Origin of the sequence: Pseudomonas syringae, assembly GCF_000737245.1 — a bacterium.
In the GTDB taxonomy this organism is placed as follows: Bacteria; Pseudomonadota; Gammaproteobacteria; order Pseudomonadales; family Pseudomonadaceae; genus Aquipseudomonas; species Aquipseudomonas syringae_J.
In genome coordinates this window covers 44,997-57,690 of record NZ_JPQU01000029.1, presented here as the reverse complement: position 1 = coordinate 57,690, position 12,694 = coordinate 44,997, and the positions used below count along the sequence as shown (strand labels likewise).

At 58.1% G+C, this 12,694-nt stretch carries 8 protein-coding genes; all 8 read left to right on the top strand.

Features of this window, described 5'->3' with window-relative positions; all coding sequences use genetic code 11:
• The first annotated feature begins 66 nt into the window (after window positions 1-66).
• The 8 genes from mtnA (at window position 67) to rpsA (ending at window position 12,517) form a co-directional block, all read left to right on the top strand.
• The gene (gene mtnA, locus IV01_RS15175; RefSeq protein ID WP_032627910.1) at window positions 67-1,143 is read left to right on the top strand and encodes an S-methyl-5-thioribose-1-phosphate isomerase; all 1,077 of its coding nucleotides are present in this window, start codon (window positions 67-69) and stop codon (window positions 1,141-1,143) included.
• A gap of 308 nt (window positions 1,144-1,451) precedes the next feature.
• Window positions 1,452-4,238, top strand: coding sequence for a DNA gyrase subunit A (gene gyrA, locus IV01_RS15180; protein WP_032627909.1), 2,787 nt, complete (start codon window positions 1,452-1,454; stop codon window positions 4,236-4,238).
• Between the two features lie 235 nt (window positions 4,239-4,473).
• Entirely contained in the window at window positions 4,474-5,559 is a 1,086-nt protein-coding gene (gene serC, locus IV01_RS15185) for a 3-phosphoserine/phosphohydroxythreonine transaminase (RefSeq protein ID WP_032627908.1), read from the top strand.
• Window positions 5,559-6,653 carry a prephenate dehydratase gene (pheA, locus tag IV01_RS15190; protein ID WP_032627907.1) on the top strand — a complete coding sequence of 365 codons (1,095 nt, stop codon included), beginning with the start codon at window positions 5,559-5,561 and terminating at the stop codon, window positions 6,651-6,653. The genes serC and pheA overlap by 1 nt, the downstream gene beginning before the upstream one ends.
• A 16-nt stretch (window positions 6,654-6,669) precedes the next feature.
• Window positions 6,670-7,782, top strand: a complete 1,113-nt coding sequence (gene hisC / locus IV01_RS15195) for a histidinol-phosphate transaminase (protein ID WP_032627906.1) — start codon at window positions 6,670-6,672, stop codon at window positions 7,780-7,782.
• A 28-nt stretch (window positions 7,783-7,810) separates the two neighbouring features.
• Entirely contained in the window at window positions 7,811-10,018 is a 2,208-nt protein-coding gene (locus IV01_RS15200; RefSeq protein WP_032627959.1) for a bifunctional prephenate dehydrogenase/3-phosphoshikimate 1-carboxyvinyltransferase, read from the top strand.
• The gene (gene cmk / locus IV01_RS15205) at window positions 10,015-10,704 is read left to right on the top strand and encodes a (d)CMP kinase (RefSeq protein WP_032627905.1); all 690 of its coding nucleotides are present in this window, start codon (window positions 10,015-10,017) and stop codon (window positions 10,702-10,704) included. Before IV01_RS15200 ends, cmk begins: the two co-directional genes overlap by 4 nt.
• Window positions 10,705-10,825: 121 nt before the next feature.
• Window positions 10,826-12,517: a 30S ribosomal protein S1 gene (rpsA, locus tag IV01_RS15210; protein ID WP_032627904.1), complete on the top strand. Its 1,692-nt coding sequence runs from the start codon at window positions 10,826-10,828 to the stop codon at window positions 12,515-12,517.
• The last annotated feature ends 177 nt before the right edge of the window (window positions 12,518-12,694 follow it).

Genomic DNA, 12,694 nt, shown 5'->3' with positions numbered 1-12,694 from the left:
ACGGGCGGCTCGCTATAATCGGCCGCTTTTGAGGCTGGCATGGGTTTTTTGAGTATGGAGTGTGCTATGCGCAATCGATTAATGGCTGCGGAGACGGTGAAAGCCATCGATTGGCGAGATGACGCTCTGTATCTACTGGATCAGCGTGTGTTGCCATTCACCCAGACCTGGCTCGCCTATACCCACGTCACTGACGTCGCCGAAGCGATCCGGACCATGGTGGTTCGCGGTGCTCCGGCCATCGGCATCACCGCCGCCTATGGTGTGGTGTTGGCCGCTCGGACCCGAATCGCCGCCGGCGGTGACTGGGTCGCGGCGCTGGAGCAGGACTTCCAGTTGCTGGCCGACTCGCGCCCGACCGCTGTCAATCTGTTCTGGGCCCTGAACCGCATGCGCAAACGCCTGCGCCGCGCAAGACACACCGATCAGCCTCTGGCGGCGCTGGAGGCCGAGGCGGTGGAAATCCATCTCAGTGATCGCGAAGCCAACCTGACCATGGCGCAGCTGGGCGCTGACCTGATTCGCCGCCATCAAGGCAATTTGCAGACGGTATTGACCCATTGCAACGCCGGAGCACTGGCGACCGGTGGCTTCGGCACGGCGCTGGGGGTGATCCGCGCTGCACATATGGAAGGCATGATCGAACGGGTCTATGCCGATGAAACCCGCCCGTGGCTGCAGGGTTCAAGGCTCACGGCCTGGGAACTGGCCAGCGATGGTATCCCGGTGACCATCAATGCTGATTCGGCGGCCGCGCACCTGATGCGCACCAAAGGCATTACCTGGGTCATTGTCGGTGCGGATCGAATCGCGGCCAACGGCGACGTGGCGAACAAGATCGGCACCTATCACCTGGCGGTTGCGGCCATGCATCACGGCGTGCGCTTCATGGTGGTTGCGCCCAGCTCGACCATCGACCTGGACACCGCCAGCGGCGATGACATCTTCATTGAAGAGCGCGATCCACGTGAACTGCTTGAAGTGGGCGGCCAGCGGGTGGGCGCTGAGGTCGATGCGGTCAACCCGGTATTCGACGTGACCCCGGCAGACCTGATCGACGTTATCGTGACTGAAAAAGGCATCGTTGAACGGCCAGATACTGCAAAACTCGCTCAGTTGATGTGTCGTAAACGGTTGCATTGATCCGTTTGACAATCGGGCCAGTTTGTCAGCGGCGCAGGCCCTAAGCGGCCCTGTAAGCGTTTCTCAGGCGTCTTGTGTTCAAGAAGCTCGTTTTCAGGGCTTCCAAAGGATAGGTGCCTAGCGGCGATTGTGGTAACATCCGGCGGTTTCCAGGGATGCTATCCGTAGCCATCCCTACTGCGCAGATCCAGGGCATAACTCGTTGATTTGTCGTAAGTCGTCATCAGGCACATTTGCCGCTGGCGGCGAGCTTCGTTCATCCCGAATGGATGCACGAGGTTTCACCAGAAAAAGGAATCGAGCTTCTCATGGGCGAACTGGCCAAAGAAATCCTCCCGGTCAATATCGAAGACGAGCTGAAGCAGTCCTACCTCGACTATGCAATGAGCGTAATCGTCGGGCGGGCACTGCCCGATGCACGTGATGGCTTGAAGCCCGTGCACCGGCGTGTACTGTTCGCGATGAGCGAACTGGGTAACGACTGGAACAAGCCGTACAAGAAATCCGCCCGTGTGGTCGGTGACGTCATCGGTAAGTATCACCCCCACGGCGACACTGCCGTGTACGACACCATCGTTCGTATGGCGCAGCCCTTCTCGCTGCGTTATCTGCTGGTAGACGGTCAGGGCAACTTCGGTTCGGTCGACGGCGACAACGCTGCGGCCATGCGATACACCGAAGTGCGCATGACCAAGCTGGCCCACGAGCTGCTGGCCGACCTGCATAAAGAAACCGTGGATTGGGTGCCGAACTACGACGGCACCGAAATGATCCCTGCGGTCATGCCGACCCGTATTCCCAACCTGCTGGTCAACGGCTCCAGCGGTATCGCCGTGGGCATGGCGACCAACATTCCGCCGCACAACCTCGGTGAAGTCATCGACGGTTGCCTGGCACTTATCGACAACCCGGAAATCAGCATCGATGAACTGATGCAGTTCATTCCCGGCCCTGACTTTCCGACGGCTGCGATCATCAATGGTCGCGCCGGTATCGTCGAAGCGTACCGCACCGGTCGTGGGCGCATTTACATGCGCGCACGCTCGATCGTTGAAGACATCGACAAGGTCGGTGGTCGTCAACAGATCGTGATCACCGAGCTGCCGTATCAGCTGAACAAAGCCCGTCTGATCGAAAAGATCGCCGAGCTGGTGAAAGAGAAGAAGCTGGAAGGTATTACCGAGCTGCGCGACGAGTCCGACAAGGACGGTATGCGCGTCGTGATCGAGCTGCGTCGTGGCGAAGTCCCAGAGGTGATTCTCAACAACCTCTACGCTCAGACCCAGCTGCAAGCGGTGTTCGGTATCAACATCGTTGCCCTGATCGATGGCCGTCCGCGCATCCTCAACCTGAAGGATTTGCTGGAAGCGTTCGTCCGTCACCGTCGCGAAGTGGTCACCCGCCGTACCGTTTTCGAGCTGCGTAAAGCCCGTGAACGTGGTCATTTGCTTGAAGGCCAGGCCGTTGCCTTGTCGAACATCGACCCGGTTATCGCGCTGATCAAAGCCTCGCCAACGCCTGCAGAAGCCAAGGTAGGGTTGATTTCGACCCCTTGGGAATCCAGTGCGGTGGTGGAAATGGTCGAGCGCGCCGGTGCCGATTCATGCCGTCCGGAAAACCTTGATCCACAGTACGGTCTGCGTGACGGCAAGTATTTCCTGTCGCCGGAACAGGCTCAGGCGATTCTAGAATTGCGTCTGCACCGCCTGACCGGCCTTGAGCACGAAAAACTGCTCACCGAGTATCAGGAAATTCTGTCCCAGATCGGCGAGCTGCTGCGCATCCTCAACAGCGCCACGCGCTTGATGGAAGTGATCCGCGAAGAGCTGGAACTGATCCGCGTTGAATACGGCGACAAGCGCCGCACCGAAATTCTCGATGCCCGTCTTGATCTCACGCTGGGTGACCTGATCACCGAAGAAGAGCGCGTGGTCACGATTTCCCATGGCGGCTATGCCAAGACCCAGCCATTGGCGGTCTACCAGGCGCAGCGTCGCGGCGGTAAAGGCAAATCGGCCACCGGCGTCAAGGATGAGGACTACATCGCTCACCTGCTGGTTGCCAACAGCCACACCACGCTGTTGATGTTCTCCAGCAAGGGCAAGGTTTACTGGCTCAAGACCTACGAAATCCCGGAAGCGTCCCGCGCTGCCCGTGGTCGTCCGCTGGTCAACCTGCTGCCATTGAGCGAAGGCGAATACATCACCACCATGTTGCCGGTGGACCTTGAGGCCATGCGCAAGCGTGCCGACGAGGAAGAAGGCGACGTCATCGAAGGTGAAATCGACGATGAGAACACTAACGAAACCGAAGAAGAGCGCAAGGCGCGTATCAAGGCCGCAGACAAGAAGAAGGCACCGTTCATCTTCATGTCCACCGCCAACGGTACCGTGAAGAAGACTCCGCTGGTGGCATTCAGCCGTCAACGTAGCGTGGGTCTGATCGCGCTTGAGCTGGACGAAGGCGACATCCTGATCTCCGCAGCCATCACTGATGGCGAGCAGGAAATCATGCTGTTCTCCGACGGTGGCAAGGTCACGCGCTTCAAGGAATCCGACGTTCGCGCCATGGGCCGTACCGCTCGCGGTGTTCGCGGCATGCGTCTGCCAGAAGGGCAGAAGCTGATTTCCATGCTGATCCCGGAAGAAGGCAGCCAGATCCTCACCGCTTCCGAACGCGGTTATGGCAAGCGCACGGCGATTTCCGAGTTCCCTGAATACAAACGTGGCGGCCAAGGCGTTATCGCCATGGTCAGCAATGAGCGTAACGGCCGTCTGGTCGGTGCGGTTCAGGTGCTCGACGGCGAGGAGATCATGCTGATTTCCGATCAGGGCACACTGGTTCGTACCCGTGTCGACGAAGTTTCCAGTCTGGGCCGTAACACTCAGGGCGTGACCCTGATCAAGCTGGCCAGCGACGAGAAATTGGTCGGCCTGGAGCGTGTGCAGGAGCCATCGGAAGTTGAAGGCGAAGAGCTTTTAGGTGAAGACGGTGAAGTCATCGAAGGCGAAGCGCTGATCATCGCTGACGAAGATGAGTCCACCGACGAGCTGCAAGCCGATGCTGCCCCGGACGAAGAAGAGCCGCAGGATTAAGCAGGTCCTCCTGTAGGAGCGAGCTTGCTCGCGATAGCGTCGATGCATTCATGCCTGAGAAGACGCCATCGCGAGCAAGCTCGCTCCTACAGGGGTTGTGTTGATTCAACCAATCCTGTGTTGTTTGACAGAAGTAGCCGAAGGCTGCGAACGGTTCACACCGCTTCGCGGCCTTCGACGCTTCGTACTCCAGATGACCCAAGCCTGAGAAAATCAGAGCGTAGTGAGAGTGGATATGAGCAAGCGAGCCTTTAACTTCTGCGCAGGTCCTGCTGCGCTTCCTGAAGCTGTTCTGCTGCGTGCCCAGGCAGAACTTCTGGACTGGCATGGCAAAGGCCTGTCAGTCATGGAAATGAGTCATCGCAGTGATGAATTCACCTCCATTGCCAACAAGGCCGAGCAGGATCTACGGGACCTGCTGAGCATTCCCTCGCACTACAAAGTGTTGTTCCTGCAAGGCGGGGCCAGCCAGCAGTTCGCACAGATCCCACTGAACCTGTTGCCGGAAAGTGGCACTGCCGACTATATCGACACCGGTATCTGGTCGCAGAAAGCCATTGAAGAGGCGTCGCGCTACGGTCACGTCAATGTGGCTGCAACCGCCAAGCCTTACGATTACTTCGCCATCCCTGGTCAGAACGAATGGAAGCTGACCAAGGATGCAGCCTACGTTCACTACGCACCCAACGAAACCATCGGCGGCCTGGAATTCGACTGGATTCCGCAAACCGGTGATGTGCCGCTGGTTGCCGACATGTCTTCGGACATCCTGTCCCGTCCAGTGGATGTCTCCCGGTTCGGCATGATCTACGCTGGCGCCCAGAAAAACATCGGCCCGAGCGGTGTGGTCGTGGTGATCATTCGCGAAGACCTGCTGGGGCGTGCGCGCTCCCTGTGCCCGACCATGCTCAACTATAAGGTCGCGGCGGATAACGGCTCGATGTACAACACGCCGCCGACTCTGGCCTGGTACCTGTCCGGTCTGGTGTTCGAATGGCTGAAAGAGCAGGGTGGTGTTGAAGCCATCGGCAAGCTCAACGAAGTGAAAAAGCGCACGCTCTACGACTTCATTGACGGCAGCGGCCTGTACAGCAACCCGATCAACAAGACTGACCGTTCATGGATGAACGTACCGTTCCGTCTGGCCGATGATCGTCTGGATAAGCCCTTCCTGGCCGGTGCCGACGCTCGTGGTTTGTTGAATCTCAAAGGTCACCGTTCGGTCGGTGGCATGCGTGCCTCTATTTATAATGCCGTCGACATCAATGCGGTCAACGCGCTGGTGGCGTACATGGCAGAGTTCGAGAAGGAACACGGCTAATGTCCGAGCAAGAGCTTAAGGCGCTGCGAGTTCGCATCGACAGCCTGGATGAGAAAGTCCTGGAGTTGATCAGCGAGCGTGCACGCTGCGCGCAGGAAGTGGCGCGAGTCAAAATGTCGACCCTCGCCGAAGGCGAAGTGCCGGTGTTCTACCGTCCTGAGCGCGAAGCTCAGGTGCTCAAGCGGGTCATGGAGCGTAACCGCGGCCCGTTGAGCAACGAAGAGATGGCGCGACTGTTTCGCGAAATCATGTCGTCCTGCCTGGCGTTGGAGCAACCGCTGAAAGTCGCCTACCTGGGGCCGGAAGGCACCTTTACCCAGGCCGCCGCCATCAAACACTTCGGCAACGCCGTGATCAGCCTGCCCATGGCCGCAATTGACGAAGTGTTCCGTGAAGTGGCTGCTGGCGCTGTGAATTTTGGCGTCGTGCCGGTGGAAAACTCCACCGAAGGCGCGGTGAATCACACGCTGGACAGCTTCCTTGAGCACGACATGGTGATCTGTGGCGAAGTCGAGCTGCGTATTCACCATCACCTGTTGGTTGGCGAGAACACCAAGACGGATAGCATCAGCCGCATCTATTCCCATGCCCAGTCTCTGGCCCAGTGCCGCAAATGGCTGGACGCTCATTATCCGAATGTCGAGCGCGTTGCTGTTGCCAGCAATGCCGAAGCCGCCAAGCGGGTCAAGGGCGAGTGGAACTCAGCGGCAATTGCCGGTGAGATGAGCGCCAACCTCTACGGTCTGACGCGCATCGCGGAAAAAATCGAAGACCGTCCTGACAACTCGACGCGGTTCCTGATCATCGGTAACCAGGAAGTGCCGCCGACTGGCGACGACAAGACCTCGATCATTGTGTCCATGAGCAACAAGCCGGGCGCTCTGCATGAGTTGCTGGTGCCGTTCCATGAGAATGGGCTGGACCTGACCCGTATCGAGACACGTCCTTCGCGCAGCGGTAAATGGACCTACGTGTTCTTTATCGATTTCGTCGGGCACCACCGCGATCCGCTGGTCAAGGCTGTGCTGGAGAAAATCAGTCAGGAAGCAGTGGCGCTCAAGGTGCTTGGGTCTTACCCGAAAGCGGTTCTCTGAAAGAGGTTAGCGACACATGACTGGCGACTTCCTCGCCCTGGCTTTGCCAGGCGTGCAAAAACTTTCGCCGTATGTCCCGGGCAAGCCCGTGGATGAGCTGGCGCGCGAGTTAGGCATTGATCCGGCAAAGATCATCAAGCTGGCGAGTAATGAAAACCCTCTGGGCGCCAGTCCCAGAGCGCTGCAGGCCATTCGCGATGAGTTGGCGGAGCTGACCCGCTATCCGGATGGCAATGGCTTCGAGCTGAAAAAGCGCCTGGCTGAACGTTGTGGCGTGCAATCGGATCAAGTGACCCTGGGCAATGGCTCCAATGACATTCTTGAGCTGGTTGCTCGGGCGTACCTGGCTCCGGGGCTGAACGCGGTGTTCAGTGAGTTCGCCTTCGCGGTCTATCCGATCGTGACCCAGGCCACCGGTGCTACTGCTCATGTAGTGCCGGCCAAGGATTGGGGTCACGATTTGCCAGCCATGCTGGCGGCTATCGACAGCAACACTCGGGTGGTCTTCATTGCCAATCCGAACAACCCGACCGGGACCTGGTTCGGTCCGGAGGCGTTGAGCCGGTTTCTGGCTGCCGTGCCCGAGCATGTTCTGGTGGTGCTGGATGAAGCCTATATCGAATATGCCCAGGGCGGCGAACTACCTGACGGTCTGGATTATTTGGCTGAGCACCCCAATCTGCTCGTCTCGCGGACCTTCTCCAAGGCTTATGGCCTGGCATCGTTGCGGGTGGGTTACGGCCTGTCTTCACCTGCGGTGGCGGATGTGCTCAACCGTGTGCGTCAGCCATTCAACGTCAACAGCTTTGCCCTGGCAGCGGCCTGTGCCGCTCTGGACGACGTTGACTATGTGACGAAAAGTCGCCAACTGAACCTGGTCGGCATGGAGCAGCTTGAAGGTGGCCTGCGCTTGCTGGGTCTGACCTGGATTCCATCGCGAGGCAATTTCCTTGCCGTCGATATGGGGCGCGATGCCGCTCCGGTCTATCAGGCGCTGCTGCGTGAGGGCGTCATTGTCCGGCCGGTTGCGGGTTACGGAATGCCTCATCATTTGCGCGTGAGTATTGGTTTGTTGGAAGAGAACACTCGTTTCCTCGAAGCGTTGGCCAGGGTTCTGGCGCGTGATTGATGTCATCTCAATGAAACCCGTCGAGCCTATGATCGGGCGCTTGGTGGTCGTTGGCCTCGGATTGATCGGTGGATCCTTTGCAAAGGGTATTCGCGAAAGCGGCCTGTGTGGCGAAGTGGTGGGCGTGGATCTGGATCCTCAGTCGCGCAAGCTGGCCGTTGAGTTGGGTGTCGTCGATCGCTGTGAAGAGGATCTGGCCACGGCTTGTCGAGGCGCCGATGTCATCCAGCTGGCGGTACCGATTCTGGCCATGGAGCGAGTCCTGGCGTTGCTGGCCACTTTTGATCTTGGCGGTACGGTGCTGACCGATGTCGGCAGTGCCAAGGGCAATGTGGTCAAGGCTGCCAGGTTGGCATTTGGCGCAATGCCGAGGCACTTCGTGCCAGGGCATCCGATTGCTGGCTCTGAACAAAGCGGTGTAGAAGCCTCGAACGCTCAACTGTTCAAACGTCATAAAGTGATTCTCACGCCGTTGCCCGAGACTGATCCAGAGGCTCTGGCCTTGGTCGATCGCCTCTGGTCTGCGCTGGGTGCTGATGTGGAGCACATGGAAGTCGAGCGTCACGATGAAGTGCTGGCAGCGACCAGTCACTTGCCTCATCTGCTGGCCTTCGGGTTGGTGGATTCGCTGGCCAAGCGTAATGAAAATCTAGAAATTTTCAGGTATGCAGCGGGTGGTTTTCGGGATTTCACACGGATTGCGGGCAGCGATCCGGTGATGTGGCACGATATCTTTCTCGCCAATCGCGAGGCTGTTCTGCGCACACTGGACACTTTTCAGACCGATCTGGACGCCTTGCGTGAAGCGATGGTGGCTGGCGATGGTCGGCAGTTGCTGGGCGTATTCACGCGGGCCAGGGTTGCCCGTGAGCATTTCGGCAAGATTCTCGCGCGTCGGGCTTATGTCGAGCCTCAGGAAATCAAGGATCTGGTGTTCATCGCCAATCCGGGCGGTAGCGTGACCGGGCGTATTCGGGTGCCGGGGGACAAGTCCATTTCCCATCGCTCGATCATGCTTGGCTCCCTGGCAGAAGGCACCACAGAAGTTGAAGGCTTCCTCGAAGGCGAGGACGCATTGGCGACCCTGCAGGCCTTTCGCGACATGGGCGTAGTAATTGAAGGGCCACACCACGGGCGATTGACCATCCATGGTGTGGGCTTGCGAGGATTGAAGGCGCCTCCGGGAGCTATCTATCTGGGCAATTCCGGAACCTCGATGCGCTTGCTGTCGGGGCTGTTGGCCGCACAGGATTTTGACAGCATCCTGACGGGCGATGCCTCGCTGTCGCGGCGGCCTATGAATCGGGTGGCCGAACCGCTACGGGCCATGGGCGCGGTGATTGAAACGGCGGCTGAAGGTCGTCCGCCGATCACCATTCGGGGCCGCAAGACGCTCAAGGGCCTGACTTATGAGATGCCCGTGGCCAGTGCGCAGGTCAAATCCTGCCTGCTGTTGGCCGGTCTGTACGCTGAGGGCGTCACCACGGTAATCGAGCCTGCGCCGACCCGTGACCATACCGAGCGCATGTTGCGCCGCTTTGGTCACCCGGTCAGCGTGGACGGTGCGCGTGTTGCATTGGAGTCCGGTCCGGGATTGCAGGCAGCGAAGATCGAAGTGCCGGCGGATATTTCCTCTGCGGCATTTTTCCTGGTGGCAGCGTCTATAGCGCCAGGCTCGGATCTTTTGCTGGAAGGGGTGGGCATCAACCCGACCCGGACTGGAATCATCGACATCCTGCGGTTGATGGGGGGCGATATCACCCTGGAGAATCAGCGGGAAGCCGGGGGCGAGCCGCTAGCCGATTTACGTGTGCGTTCGGCGCCGCTTAAAGGGATCGAAATCCCGGCGGCGCTGGTGCCGCTGGCGATTGATGAGTTTCCGGTTCTATTCATTGCGGCCGCGTGTGCGCAAGGGCGGACGGTGCTGCGGGGTGCTGAGGAATTGCGGGTCAAGGAGTCGGATCGTATTCAAGTCATGGCCGACGGTCTGTTGGCACTCGGCGTCAGTGTCGAGCCAACACCGGACGGCATTATTATTGATGGTAGTCAGATCGGTGGTGGAGTAGTGAATGCCCAGGGTGATCATCGGGTCGCCATGGCTTTCAGCATTGCAGCGTTGCGCGCCAACGCACCGATCCAAATCCATGATTGTGCGAACGTCGCTACGTCGTTCCCAAATTTTCTCGCGCTTTGCGCTCAGGTTGGAATGCGTGTAGCGCAAGAGGGGCAGTTGTGAAAACTCAAGCACCAGTTATTACTATCGATGGTCCAAGCGGTTCTGGCAAAGGCACAGTTGCAGGCTTGCTCGCGCAACGTCTTGGCTGGTGTCTGCTTGACTCTGGCGCGCTTTATCGGCTGCTGGCATTCGCCGCACGCAACCATGGGGTGGACCTGACCAACGAAGAAGCCTTGAAGGTTCTGGCTGCGCATCTTGATGTGCAGTTTGAAGCCGGACCGGGTGGACAGGGGCAGCGGATCATTCTTGAGGGCGAAGATGTTTCCCAGTCGATCCGCAATGAACAGATCGGCAGCGGTGCGTCTCAGGTCGCTTCGCTGCCTGCGGTCCGGGATGCTTTGCTTCAGCGTCAGCGCGCTTTTCAGGAAGAGCCAGGCCTTGTGGCAGACGGTCGCGACATGGGTACCGTGGTCTTTCCAGACGCCCCGCTAAAGATTTTCCTGACCGCCAGTGCCGAGGAGCGTGCTCGTCGACGTTACTTGCAGTTGAAGGCCAAGGGCGATGATGTTAGTCTGTCGAGTCTGCTAGATGAGATATGTGCACGCGACGAGCGTGACACCCAGCGAGCGGTAGCCCCGCTCAAGCCAGCGCATGACGCTATTCAGCTGGATTCCACCGAATTGTCCATCGAGCAGGTGCTGGAACGCATTCTGAGTGAAATCGCGCTTCGCGATATCGCCGGGTGACAAAGAAGCGTGTGGGAGACCAGAAATAGTCCCGCAGGCTTTCTTTTACTTGAACGAAACCCACGTTATCTGGAACGTGGCAGATGGGCGTATTCTTCGCCCTTGATCAACAGGAATTAAAATGAGCGAAAGCTTTGCAGAACTTTTTGAAGAAAGCCTAAAGACCCTCAACCTTCAGGCCGGTTCGATCATCACCGCGATCATCGTTGATATCGACTACCAGGCTGGTTGGGTTACGGTTCACGCCGGTCTGAAATCTGAAGGCCTCATCCCGCTGGAGCAGTTCCACAACGACGCTGGCGAGCTGACCATCAAGATCGGCGACGAAGTTCACGTTGCTCTTGACGCGGTCGAAGACGGCTTTGGCGAAACCAAGCTGTCCCGCGAAAAAGCCAAACGTGCCGAGTGCTGGATCGTTCTGGAAGCGGCTTTCGCAGCTGAAGAAGTGGTCAAGGGCGTTATCAACGGTAAGGTTAAAGGCGGCTTCACTGTCGACGTTAACGGCATCCGTGCGTTCCTGCCAGGTTCTTTGGTTGACGTCCGCCCTGTGCGCGACACAACTCACCTCGAAGGCAAAGAGCTCGAGTTCAAGGTCATCAAGCTGGACCAGAAGCGCAACAACGTTGTCGTTTCCCGTCGCAGCGTCCTGGAAGCCGAGAACAGTGCCGAGCGCGAAGCTCTGCTCGAGTCCCTGCAGGAAGGCCAGCAAGTCAAAGGTATCGTCAAGAACCTCACGGATTACGGCGCATTCGTCGATCTGGGTGGCGTCGATGGCCTGCTGCACATCACCGACATGGCCTGGAAGCGCATCAAGCATCCATCGGAAATCGTCAATGTTGGCGATGAGATCGATGTAAAAGTCCTGAAGTACGATCGCGAGCGCAATCGTGTTTCCCTGGGTCTGAAGCAACTGGGCGAAGACCCATGGGTTGCTATCAAGGCTCGTTACCCGGAAAGCACTCGCGTTACCGCGCGTGTAACCAACCTGACCGACTACGGCTGCTTCGCAGAGCTGGAAGAAGGCGTGGAAGGCCTGGTACACGTTTCCGAAATGGACTGGACCAACAAGAACATCCACCCTTCGAAAGTCGTACAAGTCGGCGACGAAGTGGAAGTTATGGTTCTGGACATCGACGAAGAGCGTCGTCGTATCTCCCTCGGCATCAAACAGTGCAAATCTAACCCATGGGAAGATTTCTCTGGCCAGTTCAACAAGGGCGATAAAATCTCCGGCACCATCAAGTCGATCACCGATTTCGGTATCTTCATTGGTCTGGACGGCGGCATCGACGGCCTGGTTCACCTGTCCGATATCTCCTGGAACGAAGTGGGCGAAGAAGCCGTACGTCGTTTCAAGAAGGGCGACGAGCTGGACACCGTAATCCTGTCTGTTGATCCAGAGCGTGAGCGTATCTCGCTGGGTATCAAGCAACTGGAAAGCGATCCGTTCTCCGAGTACGTCACTGTCAATGACAAAGGCGCTATCGTTCGCGGTATCGTTAAAGAAGTTGACGCCAAAGGCGCCATCATCACTTTGGCCGACGACATCGAAGCTACCCTCAAGGCCTCCGAAATCAGCCGTGACCGCGTTGAAGATGCGCGTAACGTTCTGAAAGAAGGCGAAGAGATCGAAGCCAAGATCATCAGCGTTGACCGCAAGAGCCGCGTAATCAGCTTGTCCATCAAGTCGAAAGACGTTGAAGACGAGAAAGAAGCGATCCAGAGCCTGCGTAGCAAGCCTGAAACCGCTGAAAACACTGGTCCTACCACTCTTGGTGACCTGTTGCGCGCACAAATGGAAAAGCAGAACTAAGTTCTGACTGACCATTAGAAAAAGGGCGACTTCGGTCGCCCTTTTTTGTGGGTGCGATTCTTGGAGAGCGTGTCACGGCGACAGTGTGCTGTTGCTGTAGGAGTTCAGGGGCACCGCGAGGCAGCGATCACGATGTTGTCGACTAACACCGCCATCGCTGCTTCGCGGCGCTTGTGA

Bases quoted from the DNA above. Each gene is read 5' to 3' on its own strand.
- IV01_RS15200 (WP_032627959.1), top strand. From the start codon at position 7,811: ATGATCGGGCGCTTGGTGGTCGTTGGCCTCGGATTGATCGGTGGATCC.
- pheA (WP_032627907.1), top strand. From the start codon at position 5,559: ATGTCCGAGCAAGAGCTTAAGGCGCTGCGAGTTCGCATCGACAGCCTG.
- mtnA (WP_032627910.1), top strand. From the start codon at position 67: ATGCGCAATCGATTAATGGCTGCGGAGACGGTGAAAGCCATCGATTGG.
- rpsA (WP_032627904.1), top strand. From the start codon at position 10,826: ATGAGCGAAAGCTTTGCAGAACTTTTTGAAGAAAGCCTAAAGACCCTC.
- gyrA (WP_032627909.1), top strand. From the start codon at position 1,452: ATGGGCGAACTGGCCAAAGAAATCCTCCCGGTCAATATCGAAGACGAG.
- serC (WP_032627908.1), top strand. From the start codon at position 4,474: ATGAGCAAGCGAGCCTTTAACTTCTGCGCAGGTCCTGCTGCGCTTCCT.
- hisC (WP_032627906.1), top strand. From the start codon at position 6,670: ATGACTGGCGACTTCCTCGCCCTGGCTTTGCCAGGCGTGCAAAAACTT.